This window comes from Dechloromonas denitrificans, assembly GCF_020510665.1.
Lineage (GTDB): Bacteria > Pseudomonadota > Gammaproteobacteria > Burkholderiales > Rhodocyclaceae > Azonexus > Azonexus denitrificans_B.
The window spans coordinates 99,135-125,732 of record NZ_CP075187.1; the positions used below are offsets into that span (position 1 = coordinate 99,135).

The window sequence follows — 26,598 nt, forward strand, 5'->3', positions numbered from 1 at the left end:
AACTCCTTCAGCGCCACGGACGGTTGTAGGCGCCGAGCGTGGCCTGGCTGCCTTCTGATACTTTGGACAGCTCGGCCTGCCAGGCCGGTTTCACGTGGAACCGTTCACTGCCGTCGCGCAGCGAATCGAGCGCCGCCCGCAGGGTGCGTGTGACCTGGGTGACATAAGCCGGGCTGCGCTGGCGTCCTTCGACCTTGATGGCCTTGACGCCGATCTTGATGATTTCCGGCAGGATGGAAACGACGTTGAGGCTGGTCGGCTCTTCCAGTGCGTAATAAGTTTCGCCCTGAACCTCGAAACGACCTTTGCAGAGCGTCGGGTAGCCGGCCGGTTCGTCGTCGCCGAAGCGATCGATGAGAATGCCGTTGAGGCGGGTTTCCATCGTGCCGGGCTGTTTGTCCCACTTGACGTACTTGGCGGGCGAGCAGGCGCCGACCGTATTGGGCGATTCGCCACAGGCGTAGGAAGAAAGCCAGCATCGGCCTTCGTTCATGACGCAAAGACTGCCAAAACCGAAAACTTCGATTTCAACGGTGGTGTGCTTGATCACGTGTTCAACCTGGGCCAGCGTCAAGACGCGCGGCAACACGGCACGGCGAATGCCGAACTCGCGCTGGCAGAAATTGATTGCCTCGTAACTGGTCGCCGAGCCTTGGACCGAAAGGTGCAAACGCTGCTGTGGATGGCGCTGGCGGGCGTAATCGAGCAAACCGACGTCGGCCAGGATAATGGCATCGACACCCTGGTCGACCGCGGCATCAACGGCTTTGTACCAGTCGGCAACACGGCCGGCCTGGGCAAAGGTATTGATCGCCAGCAGCACTTCGCAACCTTTGGCATGGGCGTAACGAATGCCTTCGCTCATGGTTTTCTGGTCGAAGTTCAAGCCGGCAAAGTTGCGGGCGTTGGTATCGTTCTTGAAGCCGAGGTAGACGGCATTGGCGCCATTATCAACGGCAGCCTTGAGTGCCGGCAGGCTGCCGGCCGGGCAAATAAGGTCGGGCAGGGAGCTCATGGGGGCATCCTGAAGGTCAAGCGTGGAAGTATAGCCAGCCATCCGGTCAGGCCATTGATCCTGGTCAAATGCCTGGTTCGTGCTAGGATCGTAGATCGTTATTCAACATCGCGCGCCATGTCGGAAATGACCGATCCGCCTGCCAGACCCACGCTCAAAGCGCCGCTTGAGGGGTTCGCCAAACCTGCGTTTCGTGTTGGCTTGACGGTCGCGCTGTTTCTTGCCCTCTTTCCGCCGGCTATTTATTTTCTGCTCGAATACGGTCGGGTAACCGAGCAGGTTGCCACCGAGGCGCGGGCCCAGGCGAATCTGGCTTCCCGAGTCGTGGCGCGGAATCCGGCTGGCTGGACGGTGGCGGCTGATAGCCTGGTCGAAGCGATGGTGGACGTTCGTCATCCGGCGCATCAAAGCCAGGTCGAGGCGGTGGGTGGTGGCTTGATCATGACGACAGGCAGCCCGCAACCGTGGCCCAGTGTTGCGGCAACGGCAGATTTTCTTTCCCGAGGTTCGGCGGTGGGCGCTGTCACGGTCAACGCCTCGATTCGACGTGAAATTGGCGAGGCCCTGTTGATTTCACTCGGTAGCGGCTTACTTGGCCTGCTGATTTTTTTCCCCTTTTATCGTTTGCATCTGGCCAGCCTGCGCAAGGCCAGTTCGGTGCTGGCGCGCAGCGAAGAGCGGTTTCGCGTACTGGCGATGATTTCTTCCGACTGGGTGTGGGAACAGGACGCTGATTTTCGTTTTACAGACATGTCTTCCGGGCTGATGCGTGCCGGATTGATCAATACGTCGACCCTGGGTAAAACCCGCTGGGAGCTGCCCATTTTATTCGCTGAAAACGACTGGGTGGCACACAAGGCCGATCTCAATGCTCATCGCCCATTTTCAGATCTCGAATATCCAATCAAAACAGAAGCAGGAGCGATTCACTGGTTCAGCATTTCAGGCGCCCCTACCTTCGATGCCGCTGGCAAATTCACCGGTTACCGGGGAACCGGGCGCGACATTACGCGGGCCAAGGCGGCGGAAGCCGAGTTGCGAGAGCATCGTGACCATCTTCAGGAACTGGTCGATGCCCGGACGGCCGATCTCGTTCATGCCAAGGAAACGGCTGAGCGGGCCAGCCGGGCAAAATCCGAATTTCTCTCGAACATGTCGCATGAACTCCGGACGCCGCTGCATGGCATTCTTTCAGGTGCCCGGCTGGGGGGCGACAAGGTAGGCAAGGCAGATGAGGCGCGTTTGCGCGAATATTTCAGAATCATTCACGAGAGCGGTACCCGCTTGCTGATCTTGCTGAACGATTTGCTTGACCTCTCCAAACTCGAAGCCGGGCGGATGGTCATGCACCGTCAGGCGATGGATCTGGAGGTGCTGGTGCGGCGTATTGCCCTTGAATTACATGCTGTTTTTGAAATGCGCAACCTGCAATTGCGTGTTGAGGTCAGTGGAGACGCGCAGATCAATGGCGACCCTGAACGTATCGGGCAAGTTGTGCGTAATCTCATGTCGAATGCCAGCAAATATTCCCCGCTGGGCGGCACGATCACCCTGTTGCTCGACAAGGCCAGCCTTGGCACGGATGCTGTGCCTGCCGTACGGCTGCGTGTCGAGGATCAAGGGCCGGGAATTCCCGAGGGCGAACTGGAAAGTATTTTCGAAAAATTCGTCCAAAGCTCACAAACGATGACCGGTGCAGGCGGAACGGGATTGGGGCTGGCTATCTGCCACGAAATCGTTACGCAACATTGCGGTATGATCTACGCAGAAAATCGCGCCGCTGGCGGCGCCTGTCTGACGGCCCTGCTTCCCGCACAAAATCTCGATTCCTACGAAATCAATCACTGATATGTCCAAAGAGCGCGTACTGGTTGTCGATGACGAGCAACTCAATCTATTCATCATCGATGAGTTTCTCGAACAGGAAGAGCTTGAGCTTGAGTCTCATACCGATCCATTGCAGGCCTGGGAAAGCCTGCAGGCGCCCGGCAGTGATTTTTCGCTGGTGGTGCTCGACCGGATGATGCCGGGGCTTGATGGCATGGAACTGCTCCGTCGCATGAAGCGTGAACCGCGCTTCGCCGATATTCCGGTAATCATGCAGACGGCGGCTTCTTCACCGGATCAGGTGCGTGAGGGGTTGGAGGCCGGGGCTTATTACTACCTGACCAAGCCTTATGAGCCGGAAGCACTGATTTCCATCGTTCGGGCAGCGCTTGATGATCGTCGTGGGCGCAGCCAGTTGCGCACGCGCGCAGCGCGCCTGGAAGACGCGCAAAGACTGATTTCGACGGTTGAATACCGGTTTGTCACGCTGGCCGATGTCAGCAGCCTGGTGCCGATTCTGGCCGGCCTGTGTCCGGTACCGGATGTCGCTGCGCCGGGCTTGTCGGATCTCATGGTCAACGCGGTTGAACACGGCAATCTCGGGGTGACTTACCAGGAAAAATCCCTTTTGCGCTGGGAAGGCGACTGGGAGGCAGAGATTGAACGGCGCCTTGTCCTGCCGCAGTTTGCGCACCGCTATGCCACGGTCAGGGCGGAGCGTTTGCCTCGCGGTGTGGTGTTCACCATCACGGATCAGGGCGATGGTTTCGATTGGAGCAAATATCTGGCCTTTGATCCGGACCGTGCATTCGATCCGAACGGACGTGGTATTGCCATGGCCAAGATGATGAGCTTTTCACGGCTCGAATATCTCGGCAAGGGTAATGTGGTTGTCGCAACCGTCAGCCTCGACGGTTGATCAGCGGCTGATGATCGTCGGCCTGTAGCCCAGGGCTGCCTGTATTTTCTCGGCGGTACGATCGGCATCGCTCCGGCTGGCATAAGGTCCGAGTTGCAGTCGGTGCATGCCGTTGCCGGGCTGGATGAACATGCGTTCATTGATCCATTCCAGTTCGCGCGCGAGATGATTTTTCAGGTTCTCGGCATTGTCTACGTTGGCGAACGCGCCAAGCTGCAGATAAATACCTTTCGGTGCCGGTTTGTCATCGAGCAGCGGCTTTTGTGCCATCTCACCGATGTCATCCGGCCGGGCTACTTTGGCGGGCGGCGAGACCTGGTTGTAGGCTGTCCCGGCATATTCGCCCGGGATGATCGCTTCGACTTCAACTTGCCCGCTGCCACCGTTGATCAAACCCAGCTTGTAGGCGGCAGTGTAGGAAAGATCGATGACCCGGTCGGCGTGGAAAGGACCGCGGTCGGTAATCCGCACCACGACCGATTTGCCGCTTTGGATATTGGTGACCCGAACGTATGACGGCAGGGCCAGTGTGGGGTGAGCGGCGGTCATCGCAAACATGTCGTACGGTTCACCGATCGATGTTTTCTGCCCGTGGAATTTTTTGCCATACCAACTGGCAATGCCGCGCGTTTTGTAGGGACGAACACTGTTGTTCGGAACGTATTCCTTGCCCAGTACAACATAGGGTTTGGTGGCCGGCTTGTGCAGCGGCTCCCACTTGGGTTCGGCGTCAGGGATGTCGTCCAGTCCGTCCGGAATTTCATCGGCCGGGCCGTCATCCTTGTAGAAGCCGCCACCCCGTTTGAGCACTGCGCCTGGTTTTCGGGTGGGCGTCGGCGATTTCGAAAACGGCCCTTTGGCGGTGTCGACCGTGCCATCCGGCAGGTGGGGCGAGGTGCTGCCGCAGGCTGCCAGCAGCAGTAGCGAAACCAGGCCGAGTGCTGTTCTGAGGCTCATTTCTTGACCAGCATCCGATGGGTGTGGATCGACATCAGAATGCCAATCCCGAGGAACAGGGTGACCAGTGCGGTACCGCCGTAGCTCATGAAGGGAAGCGGAACACCGACGACGGGCAGAATGCCGCTGACCATGCCCATATTGATGAAGGCGTAGGTGAAGAAGCCCAGTGTGATGGCCCCGGCCAACAGTCTGGAGAACAGTGTCGGCGCAGCCGAGGCGATCATCAGGCCACGACCGATCAGCAGGATGTAGAGGAAAACCAGCAGGGCATTGCCCAATAATCCCCATTCCTCGGAGTAGACCGCGAAAATGAAATCAGTGTGTTTTTCCGGGATGAATTCGAGGTGAGTCTGCGTACCGTTCAGATAGCCTTTGCCGATCGGGCCGCCGGAGCCGATGGCAATGGTCGACTGAATGATGTGATAGCCCGAACCCAGCGGGTCAGTGGTTGGGTCTATCAGGGTCATGATGCGTTTGCGCTGGTAGTCGTGCAGCATGTGCCAGAGAAAAGGCGCTGCTGCAGCTCCGGCGGTGATCAAGCCAAGAATCACTTTCCACGGCAGGCCGGCAAAGAAGATGACGTAGAAACCGGCCGCGCCGACGAGCAGGGCGGTGCCGAGGTCAGGCTGTTTGGCAATCAGGGCGAAAGGGATGAGCAAGAGCAGTGATGCAACGATGTAATGCTTGAATTTGAGCGTGGCTTCGTATTTCTGGAAGTACCAGGCAAGCATCAACGGCATGCCGATTTTCATGATTTCGGAGGGTTGAATCCGTGTGAAGCCGAGTGGTAGCCAGCGTTTTGCGCCATTGACCTTGATCCCGAAAAGAAACACGGCAACCAGCAGGATGACGCCGATGACGTAGAGCGGGATGGCAAAGCTCATCAGTTTCTGGGGCGGCAGGCGGGAGACGAACCACATGATGACCATGGCGACCCCCATGTTGCCGGCTTGCGAAAACATCCGCTGATTACCGTCAATGGTTGCCGAATGTACCGTGGCAAGTCCAATCGCCATGATCGCCATGGTGATGAACAGCAGTGGAAAGTCGATGTGGGCAATCAATTGTTGCCAGCCGCGCCTGAGCGAACCAACGACGTCAATCATTCTTCGGTGTCCTCTTCGATCGCATCGCTGTCTTCTTTCGCTGCGCCGGCCGGCAGTTTGCCCAGCAGGTAGTAATCGAGCACCATCCGGGCAATCGGGGCTGCCGATTGGGCACCAAAACCGCCATTTTCAACCAGCACGGCGAGGGCAATCGTCGGTTTGTCGGCCGGGGCGTAGGCAATGAACAAGGCGTGGTCGCGCAATTCCTTTTTAACAGCCCCTTCCTTGTACTGAGCTCCCTTCAGGGAAAAAACCTGGGCCGTTCCGGTTTTGCCGGCTGCTTCGTAAGGCGCACCAGCGAAAGCCCGCGTCCCCGTTCCTTCCTTGTTCACGCCGACCATCGCCCGGCGGATGACGTCGACGTTCTGCTGCTTGAGTTGGAGGTCGCGAATGGGCTGTGGCTCGACCGGGCGCTTCTCGCCTGTTTTGGTATCGACGATATAACGCACAAGATGCGGGCGGAACATGACCCCGTTATTGGCCACGGTGGCCGTCGCCTGGGCGAGCTGAATCGGGGTGTAGGCGTTGTAGCCTTGCCCGATCCCGATCGAAATCGTTTCGCCGGCGTACCATTTCTGCTGCTCCGGTTTTTTGAAGCGCTGCTTTTTCCACTCTTGCGAGGGCAACACGCCTTTTGATTCGCCGTAATCATCCTTGCCGATATCAATACCGGTCCGCTGGCCAAAACCAAGCTGCCCCATGAACTTGGCAATATTGTCGATCCCCATGTCATTGGCCAGGATGTAGTAATACGTGTCACAGGAATGGACGATGGATTTGTACATATCCACGCTGCCATGTCCGCCTTTTTTATCATCGCGGAACTGGTGATTGCCGAAATTGAAGTAGCCAGGATCGTTGATGGCCTGATTCGGTGTTCGCTTGCCCATTTCAAGTGCGGCAAGCGCCATGAATGGCTTGAAGGTCGAGCCGGGAGGGTAGGCGCCGTTGATCGCACGGTTGACCATCGGCTTGCTTGGGTGCTCGTTCAGTTCCCGCCAGTTTTCCGGGGTGATGCCATCGACAAACAGATTGGGGTCGTACGTCGGATTTGAAACCAGGGCCAGGATGCCGCCGGTCGATGGTTCAATGGCAACCAGCGCCCCTTTGCGATCACCGAAGGCCTGTTCGGTAATTTGCTGAAGCTTGGCATCCAGTGTCAGTGCCAGATTGTTGCCGGAAACCGGGGCAATTCGTTTCAGACTGCGCAGGGCGCGGCCACCGGCATCGATTTCGACTTCTTCATAGCCGGTTTCACCATGCAGTTCAAATTCGTAATGCTGCTCCAGGCCGGTTTTGCCGATGTGGTCGGTGCCTTTGTAGGTGGCCTGTTTTTCAGACTCTTCGATCCATTTCAGGTCGCGGTCGGTGATGCGGCCAATGTAGCCGATGGCATGTGACGCAACATTGGCCAGCGGATATTGGCGGAACAGTCGGGCTTTGACCTCGATGCCTGGGAAGCGGTAACGCTGGGCGGCAAATTTGGCGACTTCGGCATCGGTCAGGCGAGTCCGGATGGGAATCGATTCGAAATTCTTGGCCTCATCGAGCAGGCGCTTGAAACGTTTGCGATCCTTCGGCTGGATATCGATGATGGCTGACAACTCATCGATCGCCGTTTCAAGGTTGTCGACCTGGGAGGGGGTGATTTCGAGCGTGAAGGCTGAGTAATTGCGCGCCAGAACTACGCCGTTGCGGTCGGTAATGACGCCACGATTGGGGACGATCGGAATCAGGGCAATGCGGTTATCTTCGGCCCGTGTCCGGTAAAAATCGTAATGGATGACCTGCAGCCAGATGAAGCGACCGAGCAGAATGCCGAAGGCGAGCAGAACGGCAACCGCTGCGAAACCGACGCGGAAGCGGAATCGGTCGATATCGGCTTCGGGATTATGGAAATCGCCCACGGGCTGATCCTGTTAAATCGGTCGGTCGGGGTCCTGCTCGACCGGCTGGTACTGTGGCAGAAGCAGGATGAACGTGGCGGGAATCCAGAGCAGGGTCGCGACGAATGGGGCGATGAAATAGCCCCATCCCGGAAAATCCGCACCCACGGCCAGGCGCATCAAGGCCTGGACGAGCTGGGCAGCAAAGAGCAGCGGCATGACCTGCAAAGCCTGCTGGATCAGCGGAAACCAGAGCAGGCGGCGCGACAGGGCGGCCGAGGCATAAGCCAGCAGGACATACGAGAAACAGTGCTGGCCGAGAACGGCGCCATCGGCGACATCCATCAGCAGGCCCATGATGAAGGCCCAGCCCATGCCGACACGGCGGAATTCGCGGACGCTCCAGAAACACAACACCAGCGCGACCCAGTCCGGCATGCCAGGCCAGTTGGCTGTCGGCAGGAAATTGAGTAGCAAGGCGCCGATCAGGCTCAGAAAAATGAACCACGGGCGGACTGGGAGCAGAATGCGCGAGGAAGAAAAGGTCGGTTGCATCAGTTGCTCTTCATGCCGCGTTTTTTCTTGACGCGCTGCCCGGATTTTTCGCCGCCATCACCCCGGCTGCGTGATTCGGGCGGCGCTGGCGGAAGTGGCTGGCGCGGATCGAGAATCATCATTTCGCCGAAATTCTCCACCCCGGCAACCGGTACGCAGAAAATTCGGGCAAATGAATAGGCGCTGTCGCGTTCGATGTTGATGACCTTGGCCACCGGGAAGCCTGGCAGGAAAATGCCATCCAGGCCGGACGTGACGAGCACATCGCCCACCTGGACATCGGCATTAGCCGGCATGTAGCGCAATTCGAGCTGGCCGTTGCCAAGGCCGAAAATGACCGAGCGCTGGCCGCTGCGCACGATCTGGACCGGCACGGCCTGATCCTTGTCGGTGATCAGCGTGATTTCAGCCGAGAATGGAAAGACGCGCGTTACCTGGCCGACAACGCCGCTTTCATCAATGGCCGGCTGACCGGAAACGATGCCGGATTGCTGGCCCTTGTCGACGATCACCTTGCGGGAAAAAGGATCGCGGGCGGTGTAGAGAATCTGGGCAACCTGTCCGTTGGCTTTCTCGCGCTCCTTGACGGTGAGCAGTTTGCGCAAGCGCTCGTTCTCGGCCTCAAGTTGAACCAGTCGTTGCAGGTTGGGTGCAGTATTGAGCTGCGCGTGCTTGAGTTCGAGATTTTCGTTCTGCAGTGCTTGCAGGCCTTGCAGATAATTGGCTGCATAGTCAACCAGGCTGCCCGGTGTCTGGGCCACGCGCTGAACAGGATCGATCAGCAGGGCAACGCTCTGGCGGACCAGGTCAAGGCTGCGGAAGCGCAAGTCGAGCACGAACGTCGCCAGCGAAATGGCGACGTAGAAAGTCAGGAGGGCCAGCGGTGCTGGCCCTCGCTTGAAGAACGGCGGCGGAGCGTGGTCGATGCCGGCCATCGCGATCAGTACGTGTGTGCTGCGGTCGACTGATTAATCCGAGGCAAAAATGCTAGCCAGTTTGTCCATCTTTTCCAGCGCCAGACCGCAACCCTGGGCAACGCAAACCAGCGGTTCGTCAGCGACGATCACCGGCAGGCCGGTTTCTTCCATCAGCAGACGGTCGAGGTCGCGCAGCAGGGCGCCGCCACCGGTCAGGACCATGCCTTTTTCGGCAATGTCGGCACCCAGTTCCGGCGGAGTCTTTTCCAGCGCAGACTTCACGGCGGAAACGATCTGGTTAAGCGGATCGGTCAGCGCTTCAAGGATTTCGTTAGAGGAAATAGTGAACTTGCGCGGAATACCTTCGGCCTTGTTGATGCCGGAAACTTCCATTTCGCGTACTTCGGCGCCCGGGAAGGCGGAACCGATGCGTTTCTTGATGTTTTCCGCGGTGTTCTCGCCAATCATCATGCCGTAGTTGCGGCTGATGTAATTGATGATCGCTTCGTCGAGCTTGTCGCCACCGACGCGGACCGAGCCGGCATAGACCATGCCGCCAAGCGAGATGACGCCGACTTCCGTTGTGCCACCACCGATATCGACGACCATCGAGCCAGTCGCTTCGGCAACCGGCAGGCCGGCACCAATTGCGGCGGCCATCGGTTCCTCGATCAGGTAGACTTGGCTGGCACCGGCGCCGATGGCGGATTCGCGAATGGCGCGGCGTTCAACCTGGGTCGAGCCGGAGGGCACACAGATGATGATGCGTGGGCTCGGGCTGAACAGCTTGGAGTCGTGCACCTTCTTGATGAACTGCTTGAGCATCTGTTCGGTGACGGTGAAGTCGGCGATCACGCCGTCTTTCATCGGGCGGATGACGGTGATGCTACCCGGTGCCTTGCCAAGCATTTCCTTGGCTTCCTTGCCGACGGCCTGGATGGTTTTTTTGGCGTTGGGGCCGCCTTCGAGGCGAATGGCGACGACCGAAGGTTCATCAAGTACGATGCCACGATCACGCACATAAATGAGCGTGTTTGCCGTGCCAAGGTCGATGGCTAGGTCGTTGGAGAAATATTTGCTGAGAAAACCGAACATCTTGAACTCCGCTGGGGCGCTGGGGGTGCGGTAGAGAAAGCTTTTATGATACCTTATAACGCTCTTCATTTTAAGACTTTGTGCACTGCAAAAAAGTCTTTTGACACCATGTCGCTTACATTGGAACAGGTCCAGCGCATCGCCCATCTCGCCCGCATCGAGGTCAGCGAATCCGAAGCGCTTGCTACTCAGGGGCACCTCAACGGGATTTTTGAATTGATCGAGCAGATGCAGGCGGTTGATACGACAGGCATCGAGCCGATGGCCCATGCCCAGGATCTGGCGCAGCGCCTGCGCGAAGATGCCGTCACCGAGGCGGATCGCCGTGCAGCTTATCTCGCCGTTGCGCCGGAAACCGAAGCCGGTCTTTATCTTGTGCCGAAGGTGATCGAATGATCAACGCCAGCCTCAAGCAGTTGTCGCAGGCGCTTGCCGCCAAGCAGATTTCCAGCGTTGAACTGACCCAGCTGTTTCTTGACCGGATCAATCGTCACAACCCGACGATCAACGCCTTTGTCACGGTCGACGCTGAAAAAAGCCTGAATTCGGCGCGCGCCGCCGATGCCCGTATCGCAGCGGGTACCGCCGGCCTGCTGACCGGCATTCCGATCGCCCAGAAGGATATTTTCTGTGCCGAAGGCTGGCGGACAACCTGTGGCTCGAAGATGCTGGCCAATTTCGTTTCGCCCTACGACGCCACCGTGATCCGCAAGATGGAAGCCGAAGCCGGCCTCGTTTCGCTCGGCAAGACCAATATGGACGAATTTGCCATGGGCTCGTCGAACGAAACCTCGTTCTTCGGCTCGGTGCGCAATCCGTGGGATATCGAACGCGTTCCCGGCGGCTCTTCCGGCGGTTCGGCCGCGGCCGTCGCGGCGCGCCTTGCTCCAGCGGCAACCGGCACCGATACCGGTGGCTCGATCCGCCAGCCGGCTGCGCTGTGCAACCTGACCGGCCTCAAGCCGACTTACGGTGTGGTCTCGCGTTACGGCATGATCGCCTTTGCCTCATCGCTCGATCAGGCCGGCCCGATGGCCGCCAGCGCCGAAGATTGCGCCCTGCTGCTCAACACCATGGTGGGTTTTGACGAGCGTGACTCAACTTCGCTCGAACGCCCGGCCGAAGACTACGCTCGCGATCTGGAAAAGCCGCTGGCCGGCTTGCGTATCGGTTTGCCCAAGGAGTTCTTCGGCGATGGTTGCGATGCTGAAGTAATGGCTGCTGTGCGCGCCGCTATTGCCGAATACGAGAAGCTCGGTGCGACGACGGTCGAGGTTTCGCTGCCCAACTCGCATCTGTCGGTCCCGGCGTATTACGTGATCGCCCCGGCCGAGGCCAGTTCCAACCTGTCGCGTTTCGACGGCGTGCGTTACGGCTATCGCGCCCCGGAATACGGCAACCTTGACGACATGTACCAGAAGAGCCGCGCCCAGGGCTTTGGCGACGAAGTGAAGCGCCGCATCATGATCGGTGCCTACGTGCTGTCGCACGGCTACTACGACGCCTATTACCTGCAGGCCCAGCGTATCCGCCGCCTGATCGCCAACGACTTCGTCGAGGCCTTCAAGCAGTGCGACGTGATCATGGGGCCGACCTCACCATCGACCGCCTTCAAGCTCGGCGAAAAGGCGGCCGACCCGGTCCAGATGTACCTTTCGGACATCTACACGATTGCCGTCAATCTGGCCGGCTTGCCCGGCATGTCGGTGCCTTGCGGTTTCGCGGGCGGTTTGCCGGTCGGTTTGCAACTGGTCGGTAATTACTTTGCCGAAGCGCAATTGCTCAATGTGGCGCATCGCTACCAGCAGGCGACGGACTGGCATCAGCGCCGCCCCGTCGGCCTCGAATAAGCATGCGTTTTAGCTGGGCGCTGCTCGCGCTGCTCTTGCTTGTCGGTGCTTGCGCCGAGGTCGAGAAGCAACCGGAAAGCGCGGGGCCTGCAGAAACTGCGGTCGACAGTGTGTCGACCGCGGAAGAAACGCCGAAATTCAAGAATTCGACGCTCAAGTACCTGGCTAACCGCAAGCTCAAGCCACAGCCGACCCGGCCGCTCAACGTCAAATCGAAATGCTCGCATCGCGATGCGATCGGTACGACAACGAAGCTTGATCTGCTGGTCAAGGAGGCGCAGGTCAAGACCTTCGCTGCCCAGGTGTCGATCAAGGGTTACGGTACATGCCGCTTCAATCTGGCTGATTTCGAGCAGACCGAAAAATTGCCCCAGGCCCTGCTCAAGCACAAGCGCGACGACGGTTGTCTGGTCCGCATGTGGGAGCAGGGGCCCAAAGTAACGATTGCTTTCAACAGTTGCCCGAAGTCCTGCGAAGGGGATGCTTTCAGCTATCTCTGGCCGATTATGGTCGAGCAGAAATCCGGGCGTTGTTTCTGAACGGATAGAACTATGAATCAGTGGGAAGTCGTAATTGGCATCGAAACGCACGCGCAACTGGCGACCGTTTCCAAAATTTTCTCCGGCGCATCGACCGCCTTCGGTGCCGAGCCGAATACCCAGGCTTGCGCGGTCGACCTCGCTTTGCCGGGCGTTTTGCCAGTGCTCAACAAGAAGGCCGTCGAGTGTGCCATTCGCTTCGGTCTGGCGATTGATGCCGAAGTCGCCAAAAAATCGGTTTTTGCCCGCAAGAACTACTTCTATCCCGATCTGCCCAAGGGCTACCAGATCAGCCAGATGGATCTGCCGGTCGTCGTCGGCGGCAAAATTACGCTGCAGGTTGGTCAGGGTGACAAGGCTTACGAAAAGGTCGTCAGCCTGACTCGCGCCCACCTCGAAGAGGATGCCGGCAAGTCACTGCACGAGGATTTCCAGGGCAAGTCCGGGATCGACCTGAACCGGGCTGGCACGCCGCTGCTGGAAATCGTTTCCGAGCCTGACATGCGCTCGTCCGATGAAGCCGTGGCCTACGCCAAGTCGCTGCACGCACTGGTCCAGTGGATCGGCATCTGCGATGGCAACATGCAGGAAGGCTCTTTCCGCTGTGATGCCAACGTTTCGGTACGCCCGAAAGGCCAGGCCGAGTTTGGTACGCGCCGCGAGATCAAGAACCTGAACTCCTTCCGTTTTCTCAAGGAAGCGATCGATTTCGAAGTCCAGTGGCAGATCAACGAAATCGAGGAAGGTCGCAAGATCCAGCAGGCCACCGTGCTGTTCGATCCAGATAGCGGCGAGACGCGGATGATGCGCAGCAAGGAAGACGCGCACGATTACCGCTATTTCCCCGATCCCGACCTGCTACCGCTGATCATTTCGTCTGAGTGGATCGACCGTGTACGCAGCGAAATGCCGGAATTGCCCGGCCAGATGCGCGACCGTTTCATCAACGAACTGGGTTTGTCAGCCTACGACGCCGCAACGCTGACCGCCAGCCAGGAAATGGCTGCTTATTTCGAGTCGACCGTGGTAGTCGCCGGCAAGGCCAGCGCCAAGCCCTGTGCCAACTGGGTGATGGTCGATCTGGCCGCACGCCTCAACAAGGAAGGCCAGGAAATCGGTACTTCGCCGGTTACCGCTCAGCAACTGGGTGGTCTGATCCTGCGTATTGCCGACAACACCATTTCCAACAACATCGCCAAGAAAGTCTTCGATGCGCTGTGGACCGGTGAAGGCGACACGGCCGACGAGATCATCGACAAGCAAGGCCTCAAGCAGATTACCGATAGCAGTGCCATCGAGGCGATTGTCGATCAGGTGCTGGCAGCGAACGCAGCCAATGTCGCCGAATTCAAGGCAGGCAAGGAAAAAGCCTTCAATGCGCTGGTCGGTCAGGTGATGAAGGCCGCCAAGGGTAAGGCCAATCCGCAACAGGTCAACGACCTGCTGCGCCAGAAACTGACGGCCTGATCAGGGGCGACGCGGGGCCGCGCCGTTGTTTGGCGCGGTCGACGAAGTTTTTCCGGTCAATTCCTGATAGCGCTTGCGGTCGGCATCGTATTTGTTGCGAATGGTCGTGAAGTCCTGCTTCTTGACGTTAAGCAACTCTTGCTGGACCTTGATTTCGTTGTCCAGCGTGCGCAATTCCTTGTCCAGCTCTGGCGGCAAGGCTTTCTTTTTGTAGAACTCGGCTTCAGCCTCGGCCTTTTTGCGCTTTTTGCGGGCGATATCGATCTGGGCCTGCGCTGCTGCAATTGCCTGATTGATGTCGGCCTCGGCATTACGCTGAGAAATGTCGATGTCCTGAGGGGTGGCGTAGGTATCAAGCAGGGCTTGATCCTTGCGGCGCTGCTCGCGGTTGGCTTCCTCCAGCTTGGCTTGCTGGCGCTTTTCGGCAATCTGCTCGGCTTTTTGCTCGGCAGTCAGCGGAGGCCCGACTTCCTTCAGAACGTTGCCGCCGGCATCGAAAATCTTGTAACCCCGGCCGCGACACTGGTCGGGCAGGGTGTCGGCACAAATCCGCCGGCCAGTGGCCGGATCCTGACAGCAATAGGATTCTCCGGCAGCCTGGACGGACCCTGCCAGCAGCAAGAGCAGAGGGCCGATCAGCAGCTTAGACATCGACGCCGTATTGCTCCCGGTAGTGAGCGACAGCGGCACGATGCGCGCCAAATTCCGCGTTGTGCTCAAGGTAGGCCATCAAGTCGGCCAGGCCGGCCACGGCAATGACTGGAATACCGTAGTCACGCTGGACCTCCTGGACTGCCGACAAATCGCCCTGGCCGCGTTCCTGACGGTCAAGTGCGATTAAAACCCCTGCCGGTGTGGCGCCGGCGGCGCGGATCAGTTCAACCGATTCACGTACCGAGGTGCCAGCCGAAATGACGTCGTCGACGATCAGGACGCGTCCTTGCAGCGGTGCGCCGACGATGTTCCCGCCTTCGCCGTGATCCTTGGCTTCCTTGCGGTTGAAGGCGAACGAATAGTTTTGACCGCGTTGGGCCAGGCCAATCGAAATTGCCGCAACCAGCGGGATGCCCTTGTAGGCAGGGCCGAACAGCATGTCGAAACTGACCCCGCCGACCTCGGCTGCTTTGGCGTAAAATTCGGCCAGTTGCCCGAGCGAATTGCCGTCGTTGAACAAGCCGGCATTAAAGAAGTAGGGCGACATCCGCCCTGCCTTGGTTTTGAATTCCCCAAAGCGTAGCACCTTGCAGCCGAGGGCGAATTTGATGAAATCCTGACGAAAATCCATAATTTTCCATTCTCCATGGCCGTGAATTCAGGCCAGTTAGAAGCCAATGTTACGCATCATCTCCCTGAATCTCAATGGCATCCGCTCCGCATGGAGCAAAAATGTGCTTCCCTGGTCTGTGCTCCAGCAAGCCGACATCATTTGTTTGCAGGAATTGAAGGCGCAGATTCCCGATTTGTCGAGCGAAATGCTTGCGCCGAATGGTATGTACGCGGTTTATCACTGCGCCGAGAAAAAAGGCTATAGCGGCGTGGGCATCTGGAGCAAGAATAAGCCGGATCGGGTGATCGAAGGTTTTGATGGTGGTGAGTTCGACACCGAGGGGCGCTACATTCAGGCTGATTTCGGTAATTTGTCGGTGATCTCGCTGTACCTGCCTTCCGGCTCCTCGTCACCCGAACGTCAGGAAGCCAAGTTCCGCTTTCTTGATGTCTTCTTCCCGAAAATGCAGGCCCTGCGTGCCGAGGGGCGCGAAGTTGTTCTTTGCGGCGACTGGAATATTGCGCATCACGAGATTGATCTGAAAAACTGGAAGGGCAATCGCAAAAATAGCGGTTTCCTGCCCGAAGAACGCGCCTGGTTGAGTCGTGTGTTTGATGAGCTGGGCTGGGTCGATGTTTACCGTCGCTTGTACCCGGATGTCGGCGAGGCGTCTTATACGTGGTGGAGCAATCGCGGGCAGGCCTGGGCCAAGAATGTTGGTTGGCGGATCGACTACCAGATTGCAACACCGGGTATTGCCGCGGCGGCAAAAGAGGCTGCGGTCTATAAGGCTGAACGTTTTTCCGACCACGCTCCCCTGATTATCGATTACGAATACTTGCTGCCCGGTGATGCGAATTGATTTCGCTGCACGGACGGGCTACCCTGTGTTCTTTGTTTAACTGATCACAACGAGGTTGAATATGTCTGATGATATGACCCTGGCCAACAAGGAAAAGCTTGTCTCCGATCTGAAGGTCGTGATTTCCGATACCGAAGAACTGCTACGTGCCACGGCCGGTGCTGCCGGTGAAAAGGTTGGCGAACTGCGTGAGCGCCTTGGCGTGCGTTTGCGCGATGCCAAGGAACGCGTGATCGACCTGGAAGTTGCCCTCGTCGACAAGACCAAGGCGGCTGCCCGTGCGACCGATGATTTCGTCCACGAAGAGCCATGGAAGGCCGTTGGTGTTGCGGCTGCACTTGGGCTGGCGCTCGGCGTACTGATCGGTCGTCGTTAATTCATGACGCAGCCGACAGGTAGCGAAGGGGCGCGCGAGGGCCTCTTCCCTGCCTTGAAGAACCTGATCGCGACTTTGCTTGCGATTGGCAAGACGCGCGCTGAATTGCTGGTCAATGAGCTTGAGGAAGAGAAGTATCGCCTCATGTCGCTTTGGTCGAAGGCAATCGGCGCCGCATTTCTGCTTGCCGTTGGCGTGATCATGGCCGTTTTTTGCCTGGCACTGGCGCTCTGGGAGCACCGTGTTGCTGTTTTTGGTATCTTTGCCGTGCTCTTCATTGTCGGTGGCTTGCTGCTGATTTTTTCGCTGAAGCGTCAGGCGGACCAGCCGAGCAAACTGTTTCGCTCCAGTCTTGCCGAACTTGAGGCCGACATGGCCCAGTTGCGTCGTCGCGGGAAAGACCAGTCCTGATGCAGGAAAAACGCCTGACCCTTGCTACGCGACACGGTGCCTTGCGCGCGCGTATCGAGCAACAGCGTCACCAGCTTGCAGCGCATGCCGCACCGCTGGAAGTTGCGCTGGCACGGGGGGATAGCGTCCTGCGTGGCGTTGACTGGCTGAAGCATCATCCGGCAGCAGTCGGGGCGGCGGTGGCTGCCGTCGTTGTTGCCCGTCCCGCACGGGCATGGCGTTGGGCCAAGCGTGGCTTGTTTGTCTGGCGGGGCTGGCAGGCGTTGCGAAATTCACTTGCTGGCGGGCGTTGACCGTGACAGAGGGAGAACGCATCGAGGCCGTTTTGCCTGGCTGGTGGCAGCAAATGCTGTCGGCTCAGCGGCGCGAAGTCCGGCGGGTTTTGTCCGAATTGCTGTCGACGCGCGGCATGATGCCTTTGCTGATGAAAGTCCGGAACGGCGGTCAGTGGACGCCGGAGGAAAAGGACGAGATTCTCGGCCACATGCGCCGCATGGTGCATCTCTCGCCTTACCTTGTCGTGATGATCATGCCCGGTTCAATGCTGTTCTTGCCGGTTTATGCCTGGTGGCTGGACCGGCGACGCCTCAAGCGGGATGATGAGTAACATCCTCGGCACGCGTATTCCATGGCGCGACTCGAAGTAGCAGCAACATGCCGGGAATCGCCAGTACGGCGCATAGCCAGAAGAAATTCAGCCACCCGAGATTTTCGACCAGCCATCCGGCCGATGCATTGATGAAGGTGCGCGGCACGGCGGCCAGGCTGGTAAACAGGGCCATTTGTGTGGCTGTATAAGCCGGGTGGGTGGTGCGTGCAATAAAGGCAACGAAGGCTGCTGTGCCGAGCCCGACGCCAAAGGCTTCAAGACCGATCACGAAGGCCAGCGCAATACGCTCGCTGGCACCGATGCTGTCGTAGTGTCCTTGTGCCGATAGCCAGGCAAAGCCGAATATCGAGACAAGCTGCACGACGCCAAATAGCCACAGCGCCCGGTTGATGCCCAACCTGACCATCCACAGTCCACCGAATAGGGCGCCGATGACGGCCGGCCAGAGGCCGGCATGTTTGGCGATCAGACCGATGTCGGTCTTGGTGAAGCCCATGTCGATGTAGAAGGGGGTGGCCAGTGCCGTGCACAGACTGTCGCCCAATTTGTAGAGGAAGATGAAGCCGAGGATCATCGCTGCGCCGCGCCAGCCCTGGCGACCGATGAACTCCTGAAACGGTTCGGTAATCGCCTGGCGCAGGGTTTTGGGTTGTCCGGTGACTTTGGGTTCGCTGACCAGCCAGGCCATGGCCATGCCGGGCAGCATGAAGGCACCGGTGATCCAGAAAACCTGATCCCATGGCAGACGGTCCGCCAGAATCAGCGAGAGCGAGCCGGGAATCAGGCCGGCAATCCGGTAGGCATTGACGTGTACGGCATTGCCCAGACCGAGTTCGAGATCGCTCAAAATCTCTCTTCTGAAGGCGTCGACCGCGATATCCTGGGTTGCCGAAAGTAGCGAGAGCAGCGTGGCCAGCCAGAGAATCGGCCAGATATTGTCCTTCGGACTGAGTCCACCGAGTGCGCCGATGGTGAACAACAGGCCGATCTGGGTGATCAGCATCCAGCCACGGCGGCGGCCGAAGCCGGGCAGGTTGAAACGGTCGAGCAGTGGTGCCCAGACAAATTTCCAGGTGTAGGGAAACTGGATCAGCGCAAAGAAGCCGATCGTCTTGAGATCGACGCCTTCACTGCGTAGCCAGGCCGGCAAGAGGTTGAGCAGCAGATAGAGCGGCAGGCCGGAACTGAAGCCGGTGAAGATGCAGATCAGCATCCTCCGGGTGAGCAAGGCGCTCAGCCAGGCCGGCATCAGCGTTTGCAGGTCAGGCGATAGACCGCCAGACTGCCAAGGAAATTGGCTTCGTTTTCGACGATGTTTCCTTGTTCATCGAGCACATGGCGCTCACGGATGATCAGGCCCATTTTGTTGCACAAGGCTTCGAAGTCGAGCAGCGTGAAAAAGCGGACATTCGGCGAGTCGTACCACTGGTAAGGCAGATCTTCCGAAACCGGCATCTGGCCGTCGAGCACTGAGCGCAGGTTTTTCCAGTAGGCAAAATTCGGGAAGGAAATGACGGCTTCGCGGCCGACCCGCAGCATTTCGCGCAGGATGCCTTCGGTGTGGCGCACAGTCTGCAGCGTGCGCGACAGCACCACATGGTCGAATGCCTGATCGGCAAATTCGTCCAGGCCTTTTTCCAGGTTGCCCTGGATGACGTTGATCCCGTTGCGGATGGCGGCGAGGATGTTGGCATCGTCAATTTCAACCCCGACGCCGCGTACACCGCGTGTTTCGATCAGGTGTTTGAGCAAGGTGCCATCGCCGCAACCGAGGTCGAGGACGCGGTGGCCCGGTTCGATCCAGTCGGCGATCAGTTCAAAATCGGGTCTGCCCAGCGTGTGCGTCATAGCTTGATGTTCCGCAGGTAGGCGTCGACCACGCCGTGGTAGTGAGCGTCATCCATCAGGAAGGAGTCGTGGCCGAAGTTGAGGTCGATTTCGGCATAGGAGACATTGCGTCCGTTGGCCAGCAGTGCGGCGACGATTTCTTTCGAGCGGGCCGGCGAGAAACGCCAGTCGGTAGTGAACGAGGCGATCAGGAAGTTGGCTTTGGTGCGTGCCAGCGTCGCGTTGAGTTCGCCGTTGTCTTCGCGCGAAGGATCGAAATAGTCGAGCGCCTTGGTCATCAACAAATAAGTATTGGCGTCGAAATAGCCGGCAAATTTGTCGCCTTGGTAGCGCAGGTAGGACTCGACTTCAAATTCGACATCGAAGCCGAAGGAAAAGGCGCTGTTGCGTAGTTCGCGGCCGAATTTCTCACCCATCTGATCATCCGAGAGATAGGTGATATGGCCGAGCATGCGCGCCAGGCGCAGACCACGGACCGGTCGCGTATTGTGTTCGTAATAATTGCCGCCGTGGAAGTCTGGGTCGGTCAGGATGGCCTGGCGGGCGACATCGTTGAAGGCGATATTCTGGGCAGAAAGCTTGGGGGCCGAGGCGATCACGATGGCATTGCGGACGCGCTCCGGGAAAGTGATGCTCCAGCGCAGCGCCTGCATGCCGCCTAGGCTGCCGCCGATAACGGCGGCCCAGCTGTCGATGCCAAGTCGGTCGGCCAGTCTGGATTGTGCGTGTACCCAGTCGTTGACCGCGACAATCGGAAAATCCGAGCCCCATGGCTTGCCGGTGGCCGGATTGATCGACGAAGGCCCGGTCGATCCGTGGCAGCCGCCCAGATTATTCAGGCCGACGATGAAGAATTTGTCGGTGTCGAGCGGTCGGCCCGGGCCGACGATGTTGTCCCACCAACCGATATTGTCGGGCTGGTTGGCGTAGTAGCCGGCGACATGGTGGTGGCCGGAGAGTGCGTGGCAAACCAGAATCGCATTTGATTTTGCGGCATTCAGCGTGCCGTAGGTTTCGTAAACCAGATCGTAGGCGGGCAATATCCCGCCGCTACGCAAATGCAGTGGCTGGTCGAAGTGGGCGCGCTGCGACTCGACGGCGCCGACAGATTGTCCTGGCATGCTATTCCTGAAAACAAAAAAACCCAGTTGGCCATAAACGCGAACTGGGTGGTTCCCGTTTTAGCAGTATTTATTCAGCGCCCGCAATCAGAGCTCAAATCGGCGCCGCTGCGATGCTTGCAGCGTGTTTCGGACAATACCGAGCAGGCCGTCAAAAGTCAATTGTGCGAGGCTTGATACACTGTAACGACCATGCCTAAAGATTTGTTAATATGGCGCAAAACATGCATTAACAGGAAAGATCTGGTTTTTGATGCAAGAACAGCGTCGTCATCAGCGGATACGTTTCGGTCATCCGCCGACAGTGAAAATCGGGTACGGGGGGGCTATCAGCCAGGGGGGGATCGAAAATATTTCGATGTCCGGCTTGATGCTGCGTACTGATATGGCGCTGACCATCGGCCATGTGGCAGGTTGCGAGTTTTCACTCTTCGGGTCGCCGTTGATTGATGTGCCGGCAACGATCGTCAGCCAGGTGGGCGATTTATTCGGTGCCCGTTTTCAGACCGGGCCGATCAACCAGGTCATGATCGACGATGCAATCACTCACGCGCTGGCTTGTGGACAGGCATCCATCCTGTCGATGCATGAGCTTGGCGGGCGCAAGGTCATGCGTCTATCTGGCGGTTTGAACGGAGCGATGCGCAACGATTTCATGCATGCCCTGACCCGAGTCGGGGTCGATGAAATCGATGCCGAAGGAATTACTGCGGTCGACCCTGCCGGGCTGGCACTTTGCATGGTTGCGCTCCACCGTCACGGCGTCACGATCGGTGCCCGTTCTGTGTGCTTTTCCGAGGCTTGGGAGAGCGCCCTTCTGGTTGCCGGCAGTGGTGTGAATACGGCTGAAGTACTCACGAGGACGGGGCAATGAACAGGCATCAGCTAATCGGTCGCATCTTGCTCGGTGGCATCGCACTGTCAGCCGATGCTGTTTTCGCCGACGAAGAACTTTTTTTTGCCGAACTGCCTTTGGTCGCTTCAGTCAGTCGTTTACCGCAACCGCTCTCGGAAGCACCGGGGGCTGTGACGGTCATTGATCGCGACATGATTCGTGCTTCTGGTGCGCGTAACTTTGCCGATCTCCTGCGTCTGGTCCCCGGCTTCCAGGTGACGCCACCGAATCAGGATGGTGCCGTGGTGGCCTATCACGGGCTGAGCAATGAAGAATACACACCGCGTGTTCAGGTGCTGATCGATGGTCGTTCGCAGTATTCGCCGCTGTTCAATTCCGGGGTGAACTGGAATTTGCTGCCCGTGGTGCTTGAGAATATCGACCGCATCGAAGTCATGCGCGGTTCGAATACGGTTTCCTATGGTTCGAACGCCTTTCTCGGCGTGGTTAACATCATCACCCTCGATGCTTCGCAAACGCGCGGCTGGATGATGTCGACTAATTACGGCAATGCCAATGTGCGCGACCAGACCCTACGCTGGGGCGGCAAAGCGGGGTCAGCCGATGTCCGGATGACCTACCGGCAGCTCAATGATTCCGGCATGGAAAAGATGTTCGATGCCGGAAACTGGTTTGATCCTCATGATAGCCGGCATAACCAGGTTTTTGATTTGCGCGTCGATGCCCCGCTGACGGACCGGGACGAACTGCAGCTGACAATCAGCCATGCCGAAGAGGTTTCACAGTACGGACGCCCATCCAGCCTGACCGATCCTTACCGCGATCTGAGCCAGAACAGCACGGCCCTGAGCGCAGAGTGGCGTCATATTGTGGCACCAGGCGAAGAGTTGAAGCTGCGTTACTCGCACGTTGAAGACTGGGCTTCCGGGCGCTATCTCGAGCGTTTGTCCTATTCCGGCAATACGTATTTTTATCCGGCCAATCCTGGCGGCGAATCACGGACCGATGAGCTGGAGTTCCAGCATATGCTGGCTCCTTCGAGCAAAACACGGGCGGTCTGGGGGCTGGGAATGCGCCGGGCCCAGGTTACGTCATTCCAGCAGTTTTCAAACTACGACTGGCAGCAACGTAACGCATATCGCCTGTTCGGCAATCTTGAGTGGCGGCCGGCCAAGGATTGGCTGTTCAACCTGGGCGCCAGTTACGAGCATGATACGGTGGTCGGCGAGTTGTTCGACCCCCGCGCCAGTGTCAGCTATCACCTGTTCAAGGACCACACGCTGCGTCTTGTTGCCTCGCGGGCTCACCGTACGCCAAGCCTTTACGAAGCCTACGGCAACACATCCAAAGCTGCTGCCGGGACAGTTACGCCGGTTGATCGTACTTACTACGCTACCCCGGGTATCAATGCCGAGCGGATCGATACGCTGGAGCTCGGCTATCTAGGTGAAGTCAAGCCGTGGCGCGCCAGTCTGGATGTCCGGGCGTTCCATGAGCGGATTCCCAACCGGATCACGATTGTTCCCTCGGCACTGCCGCCATGGGCCGCTGACAGCCGGCCTGAGGCCGGGCTGCCTTATGGTCGCAACGATACGGCCTTGAATCTTGAGCGGGTCGTGGCGCAGGGTTACGAGTACCAATTGCGCTGGCAGCCGTTCGAAAAGACCCGCCTGCTTTATAACCACGCATATATTCGAACATATGCGTTTCTGAGCAGCGAGGCGGTCATTGTTGATGCGCCGTCGAACATCCCGAAAATTTCCCGTCAGACGGAAGAGTCGGCACCGCGTAATTCGCAATCGGCAATGATCATACAAAAATTGCCGTACGACCTCGAAGCTTCAGCCATGTATTACAAGAGTGGCTGGATGCGCTGGCGCCGGAATTCCTACACGAGCCCTTACGAGCGAGTGGACTGGCGTCTGGCCATGCCTTTCCGTTTGGGCAGTACCAAGGCTGAGCTGGCCTATATGGCACAGATGGCCAACCATACGATGGAAGGCCGGCGCGAAACCCGCCTGGCGACGGAAATGCACTGGCTGACGCTGCGCCTGGACTTCTAGTCTGTTTGGGAACTTGAACCCTTAGCGCATCACCGCGCCTTCGAGCCAGACCTCGAAAGGCTCGCACGGTGCGATGGCCTTTCCTTGGGCGTAGCTGATACCGAGTGCCTTGAGCTGTTCGATAGCCGGGGTTTCATCGATATTCTCGGCAATCGAATAAATGCCGAGGTCAGCTGTGATTTCTTGAACGGCACGCAATAGCGCGGTCGACGCCCGATTTCCACCCAAATCGCGGGTCAGGCTGGTACTCAGCTTGATATAGCTGGGTGAAATCGTGTGCAAATGGCTGAAGGATGAAAGTCCGCCACCAAAATCGGAAAGTCCGACCTGGCAGCCCAGAATGCGGATCTGGCGAAGGAATTCGGGGATCTGGCTACTCTGATGTGTTGAAACATCTTCGGAGAAGAGAAGGCACAAGCCACTGCCCGGCAGGTTATGGCTGGCCAGGCCACGGGCAATGTGCTCGACCACCTTGCTTTGGCCGAGTGATGCCCGTGAAATCGGAACGAGGCAGTGCAGTGTCCGCTGGGCCTGTTTGGCCCTGGCCAGTGCAGCGATTGCGCAGTCGATGAAACGCAGGTCGATGGTGGGCGCCAGATCATAGCGTTCGGCCGCATCCATCAAGGCGGAGAGGGCGATCGGCGGCTGTCCCGGCTCATTCAGGCGGGCCCCGATTTCAACCAGGTGACCTGTGACGACATCGTCCTGCAAAGCTGCCAGTGGCAAGGCTTCAAGGATCAAACGATCATCGGCCAGGGCAATCGAAATCCGGCTGGCCCAGTTGCCGGGCTCCTGGCGGCGCTCCTGGGTATTCAGCGTCTCTTGCTCGCAAACCTGGTTCCGGCCGCTTTCCTTGGCGCGATAACAAGCCGCATCGCCTGCCGCCAGAATTTCGGTGATGTTGCGCACGCGCCGATTGACCGAGGCCAGTCCGATACTGGCGCCGATGGCAAAAACCTTGTCTTGCCAGATAAAGCGATAGGCGGCGGCCAGCCCGCAAATGTCGTCGGCTACCTGCCGTGCTCGCTGGCCGCTGCAGTTGGCCAGCAGTACGCCAAATTCGTCACCGCCCAGGCGGGCCAGCGAATCCTCTTCCCGCAAGCGTCCCTGGAAGAGCTGGGAAATCTGGCGGAGCAGCTCGTCACCGGCCAGGTGGCCACAGGTATCGTTGACCGGTTTGAAGCGGTCGAGGTCGATGAACAGCACGCTGAATTCATCGCCGCCAGCCTGGACGCTGCTCAGGGCGCGGTCCAGCCGATGTTCGAATTCGCGGCGATTGAAAAGGCCGGTGAGCGGGTCGTGGCGGGCCTGGAAAGCGAGTTGCGCAGTGGCTTCCTCGATGCGCGACTGCATCGAGCGATGAACCTCTTCAATGTGATTGGCCATTTCATTGAAGCCATGTTCAAGAATGCCAAGCTCGCCACTGGACGTGGCGTTGACGCGTGTTCCAAAGTGCCCGGATGACATCTGCCGAACGGCCAGCGCCAGTTGGTGCAGCGGCTTGGCGAGCGTGTCGGCAATGGCGATGGCGAGTACAGCGAGCAGGATCAGGCCGACCAGCACAATGATCAGCCCGCGCTGGAAAAGATCGGCCTGGCGGGCATTCAGTTCTGTCTTGTCGAACTCGACAAAGACATGCCCGATCACCTCGGGCGGGCTTCCTTTTTGTTCAGGATGGAGCGGCTCGAACAGGCTGTCTGCTTCATTGAGCGAGCGAACGACCGGTGCGCCGAAGGCGACCCAGCGATCGTTTTCGGCAACCTGACGCGGGCCGTCCGGGGTCTGGCGCAGAATTTCGCCCGACAGCGATACGCGGCCGCTGACGGCCATGGCCCGCCCTTTTTGATTGACGATGATGGCCGCCTTGACGCCGGAGTCCTGAACCGTTGCCTGGGCAAGTGAATGCAGGCTTTCGATCTGCCCTGAAATGATGCTGTATTCGCTGATCGGTGCCAGGTAGCGGACCGTGGACAGCCCTTTGGTTCGCAGCTCGGCTTCCAGCGTATTGATGCCGCTGTAAGTGAAATAGGCGACCAGTGCAATTGCAATCAGCGTGCTGGGTAGCAGCGTCAGCAGTAGCAGGCGTTGGCGCAGGGTGATCTGGTTCATCGTTGTTCCCGTTCGGCGAGCATGGCGCGCCGGATGGTGGCTTCATCCGGGACGGAAAGATTGAGCGCATCGGCAACATTGCGATTGATGCTGACGGCAAACATGTCCGGGCTTTGCGGCAGTGGCAGATTGGCGCCGCTGGCCTTGATCAGTTCGGCGGTCTGGTTGCCGATCTGGGTCGGCGTCGAGTAAATCGCAGCCAAGGCTCCGGCACTGGCAAATGCAGCAGAGAAGGCGACAACCGGACGTTGGTAGCGGTAGCTGGTGACCAGAATCGACTTGATGTTGTCGCGCTTGTAGATGGAGCTGTCGGGAATCGCCAGCAGGACATCGACCCGGGGCAGGAGGGTGCCGAGCGCCGCGACCAGGCTGCTGTCGGTATCGCTGTCTTCGCCGCTCAATACCAGTTTTGCGCTTGAAAAGACCTGTTTGTACTGATTGTAGAGAGTGCGTGTTTCATTGCTCAGGAGCATCCCGACCCGTTTGTGTTCAGGCAGTAAGTAACGCAGAAAAGCGGCCAGTCGAACCGGCGGCTGGTCGAGGTAGATTGCGGAGGTTCGGCCGCGCAATTTGCCGGCATCGGCAAGGATTTTCTCGTAGGTTTGCCGGGGCAGGAGGGTGGCCAGTACGGGTTGAGCACTATTTCGGCCCAGGGTCTGGCGCAGGGCTTCGGCCCCGGCGGTGATGACCAGGTCGGTCCGGATGACCGATAGTTCGATGGTTTCCGGCGTGCCGGAAGTGACTACGTTCCAGTTGCTGCCCTCCAGTGTTTTTTGCAGGGCAGTCGAAAACTCGGCGTAAGGCCCGCCCTGCTGGCTGAGTACGAGCGCAATGCCGCCTGCCCGGGCAATCGGGGCAAGCAGGAACAGTAATACGAGGGCGCGCAGAAACGCTCGGTACATCGGCAGACTATAGCCTCAGCCCCTATGCCAATGCAAT

27 protein-coding genes are annotated in these 26,598 nt (G+C 58.5%); 13 read left to right on the top strand and 14 right to left on the bottom strand.

The genetic code is table 11. The features are described from left to right. Positions 1 to 7: 7 nt before the first annotated feature. Positions 8 to 1,015, bottom strand: a complete 1,008-nt coding sequence (gene ubiU, locus KI614_RS00455; RefSeq protein WP_226407130.1) for a ubiquinone anaerobic biosynthesis protein UbiU — start codon at positions 1,013 to 1,015, stop codon at positions 8 to 10. A gap of 126 nt (positions 1,016 to 1,141) precedes the next feature. On the opposite strand from ubiU, the gene KI614_RS00460 reads away from it, so the two are divergent. Both KI614_RS00460 and KI614_RS00465 read left to right on the top strand, forming a co-directional pair. Beyond that, on the top strand, positions 1,142 to 2,863 hold the full coding sequence (locus KI614_RS00460) for an ATP-binding protein (protein ID WP_226407132.1): 1,722 nt from the start codon (positions 1,142 to 1,144) through the stop codon (positions 2,861 to 2,863). A 1-nt stretch (position 2,864) separates the two neighbouring features. Beyond that, complete coding sequence (locus KI614_RS00465) at positions 2,865 to 3,761, top strand: response regulator (RefSeq protein ID WP_226407134.1); 897 nt, start codon at positions 2,865 to 2,867, stop codon at positions 3,759 to 3,761. Here KI614_RS00465 and KI614_RS00470 read toward each other — a convergent pair whose 3' ends face one another. From KI614_RS00470 to KI614_RS00495, 6 genes are read right to left on the bottom strand one after another with little or no spacing between them, the layout of a single operon-like run. Further along, on the bottom strand, positions 3,762 to 4,718 hold the full coding sequence (locus tag KI614_RS00470) for a septal ring lytic transglycosylase RlpA family protein (RefSeq protein ID WP_226407136.1): 957 nt from the start codon (positions 4,716 to 4,718) through the stop codon (positions 3,762 to 3,764). Next, on the bottom strand, positions 4,715 to 5,827 hold the full coding sequence (gene rodA, locus KI614_RS00475; RefSeq protein ID WP_226407138.1) for a rod shape-determining protein RodA: 1,113 nt from the start codon (positions 5,825 to 5,827) through the stop codon (positions 4,715 to 4,717). The genes KI614_RS00470 and rodA overlap by 4 nt, the downstream gene beginning before the upstream one ends. After that, positions 5,824 to 7,734, bottom strand: a complete 1,911-nt coding sequence (gene mrdA, locus KI614_RS00480) for a penicillin-binding protein 2 (protein ID WP_226407140.1) — start codon at positions 7,732 to 7,734, stop codon at positions 5,824 to 5,826. Before mrdA ends, rodA begins: the two co-directional genes overlap by 4 nt. 12 nt (positions 7,735 to 7,746) lie before the next feature. Further along, a complete protein-coding gene (gene mreD / locus KI614_RS00485) occupies positions 7,747 to 8,268 on the bottom strand; it encodes a rod shape-determining protein MreD (RefSeq protein ID WP_226407141.1) in 522 nt (173 codons plus the stop codon). Next, complete coding sequence (mreC, locus tag KI614_RS00490) at positions 8,268 to 9,203, bottom strand: rod shape-determining protein MreC (RefSeq protein WP_226407142.1); 936 nt, start codon at positions 9,201 to 9,203, stop codon at positions 8,268 to 8,270. The genes mreD and mreC overlap by 1 nt, the downstream gene beginning before the upstream one ends. 33 nt (positions 9,204 to 9,236) lie before the next feature. Beyond that, on the bottom strand, positions 9,237 to 10,280 hold the full coding sequence (locus KI614_RS00495) for a rod shape-determining protein (RefSeq protein WP_226407143.1): 1,044 nt from the start codon (positions 10,278 to 10,280) through the stop codon (positions 9,237 to 9,239). Positions 10,281 to 10,388: 108 nt separating this feature from the next. Here KI614_RS00495 and gatC point away from each other — a divergent pair, with 108 nt between their 5' ends. The 4 genes from gatC to gatB are packed head-to-tail and all read left to right on the top strand — an operon-like array spanning position 10,389 to position 14,136. Next, complete coding sequence (gene gatC, locus KI614_RS00500; RefSeq protein ID WP_226407144.1) at positions 10,389 to 10,676, top strand: Asp-tRNA(Asn)/Glu-tRNA(Gln) amidotransferase subunit GatC; 288 nt, start codon at positions 10,389 to 10,391, stop codon at positions 10,674 to 10,676. Beyond that, entirely contained in the window at positions 10,673 to 12,130 is a 1,458-nt protein-coding gene (gatA, locus tag KI614_RS00505) for an Asp-tRNA(Asn)/Glu-tRNA(Gln) amidotransferase subunit GatA (protein WP_226407145.1), read from the top strand. The genes gatC and gatA overlap by 4 nt, the downstream gene beginning before the upstream one ends. A gap of 2 nt (positions 12,131 to 12,132) precedes the next feature. Further along, on the top strand, positions 12,133 to 12,669 hold the full coding sequence (locus KI614_RS00510; protein WP_226407146.1) for a hypothetical protein: 537 nt from the start codon (positions 12,133 to 12,135) through the stop codon (positions 12,667 to 12,669). Between the two features lie 12 nt (positions 12,670 to 12,681). Next, entirely contained in the window at positions 12,682 to 14,136 is a 1,455-nt protein-coding gene (gene gatB / locus KI614_RS00515) for an Asp-tRNA(Asn)/Glu-tRNA(Gln) amidotransferase subunit GatB (RefSeq protein WP_226407147.1), read from the top strand. Here gatB and KI614_RS00520 read toward each other — a convergent pair whose 3' ends face one another. Together KI614_RS00520 and pyrE are read right to left on the bottom strand one after the other, a co-directional pair. After that, positions 14,137 to 14,787: a hypothetical protein gene (locus KI614_RS00520; RefSeq protein ID WP_226407148.1), complete on the bottom strand. Its 651-nt coding sequence runs from the start codon at positions 14,785 to 14,787 to the stop codon at positions 14,137 to 14,139. Next, on the bottom strand, positions 14,780 to 15,421 hold the full coding sequence (gene pyrE, locus KI614_RS00525; RefSeq protein ID WP_203468179.1) for an orotate phosphoribosyltransferase: 642 nt from the start codon (positions 15,419 to 15,421) through the stop codon (positions 14,780 to 14,782). Before pyrE ends, KI614_RS00520 begins: the two co-directional genes overlap by 8 nt. A gap of 46 nt (positions 15,422 to 15,467) precedes the next feature. Between pyrE and KI614_RS00530 the strand changes: the two genes are divergently transcribed. From KI614_RS00530 to KI614_RS00550, 5 genes are all read left to right on the top strand, one after another. Beyond that, positions 15,468 to 16,265, top strand: coding sequence for an exodeoxyribonuclease III (locus tag KI614_RS00530; protein WP_226407149.1), 798 nt, complete (start codon positions 15,468 to 15,470; stop codon positions 16,263 to 16,265). 61 nt (positions 16,266 to 16,326) lie between these two features. Beyond that, positions 16,327 to 16,641 carry a DUF883 family protein gene (locus KI614_RS00535; protein WP_203468181.1) on the top strand — a complete coding sequence of 105 codons (315 nt, stop codon included), beginning with the start codon at positions 16,327 to 16,329 and terminating at the stop codon, positions 16,639 to 16,641. A gap of 3 nt (positions 16,642 to 16,644) precedes the next feature. After that, positions 16,645 to 17,052 (top strand): phage holin family protein, encoded by a 408-nt coding sequence (locus KI614_RS00540; protein WP_226407150.1) that lies wholly within the window; start codon positions 16,645 to 16,647, stop codon positions 17,050 to 17,052. Further along, on the top strand, positions 17,052 to 17,345 hold the full coding sequence (locus tag KI614_RS00545; RefSeq protein ID WP_226407151.1) for a YqjK family protein: 294 nt from the start codon (positions 17,052 to 17,054) through the stop codon (positions 17,343 to 17,345). The genes KI614_RS00540 and KI614_RS00545 overlap by 1 nt, the downstream gene beginning before the upstream one ends. Positions 17,346 to 17,347: 2 nt before the next feature. Next, complete coding sequence (locus KI614_RS00550) at positions 17,348 to 17,659, top strand: hypothetical protein (protein WP_226407152.1); 312 nt, start codon at positions 17,348 to 17,350, stop codon at positions 17,657 to 17,659. Here KI614_RS00550 and KI614_RS00555 read toward each other — a convergent pair. From KI614_RS00555 to metX, 3 genes are read right to left on the bottom strand one after another with little or no spacing between them, the layout of a single operon-like run. After that, a complete protein-coding gene (locus KI614_RS00555; RefSeq protein WP_226407153.1) occupies positions 17,640 to 18,911 on the bottom strand; it encodes an AmpG family muropeptide MFS transporter in 1,272 nt (423 codons plus the stop codon). The genes KI614_RS00550 and KI614_RS00555 overlap by 20 nt on opposite strands. After that, positions 18,911 to 19,510: a methionine biosynthesis protein MetW gene (gene metW, locus KI614_RS00560; protein WP_226407154.1), complete on the bottom strand. Its 600-nt coding sequence runs from the start codon at positions 19,508 to 19,510 to the stop codon at positions 18,911 to 18,913. The genes KI614_RS00555 and metW overlap by 1 nt, the downstream gene beginning before the upstream one ends. Further along, positions 19,507 to 20,631 (bottom strand): homoserine O-succinyltransferase MetX, encoded by a 1,125-nt coding sequence (metX, locus tag KI614_RS00565; RefSeq protein ID WP_226407155.1) that lies wholly within the window; start codon positions 20,629 to 20,631, stop codon positions 19,507 to 19,509. The genes metW and metX overlap by 4 nt, the downstream gene beginning before the upstream one ends. Positions 20,632 to 20,884: 253 nt before the next feature. Here metX and KI614_RS00570 point away from each other — a divergent pair, with 253 nt between their 5' ends. Together KI614_RS00570 and KI614_RS00575 are read left to right on the top strand one after the other, a co-directional pair. Beyond that, positions 20,885 to 21,505, top strand: a complete 621-nt coding sequence (locus tag KI614_RS00570) for a PilZ domain-containing protein (protein ID WP_226407156.1) — start codon at positions 20,885 to 20,887, stop codon at positions 21,503 to 21,505. Beyond that, positions 21,502 to 23,550, top strand: a complete 2,049-nt coding sequence (locus tag KI614_RS00575; protein WP_226407157.1) for a TonB-dependent receptor plug domain-containing protein — start codon at positions 21,502 to 21,504, stop codon at positions 23,548 to 23,550. The genes KI614_RS00570 and KI614_RS00575 overlap by 4 nt, the downstream gene beginning before the upstream one ends. A gap of 21 nt (positions 23,551 to 23,571) precedes the next feature. Here the strand turns inward: KI614_RS00575 and KI614_RS00580 are convergent, their stop codons facing one another. Together KI614_RS00580 and KI614_RS00585 are read right to left on the bottom strand one after the other, a co-directional pair. Then, the gene (locus tag KI614_RS00580; protein WP_226407158.1) at positions 23,572 to 25,659 is read right to left on the bottom strand and encodes a diguanylate cyclase; all 2,088 of its coding nucleotides are present in this window, start codon (positions 25,657 to 25,659) and stop codon (positions 23,572 to 23,574) included. Further along, entirely contained in the window at positions 25,656 to 26,561 is a 906-nt protein-coding gene (locus KI614_RS00585; protein ID WP_226407159.1) for an ABC transporter substrate-binding protein, read from the bottom strand. Before KI614_RS00585 ends, KI614_RS00580 begins: the two co-directional genes overlap by 4 nt. Positions 26,562 to 26,598: the final 37 nt, after the last annotated feature.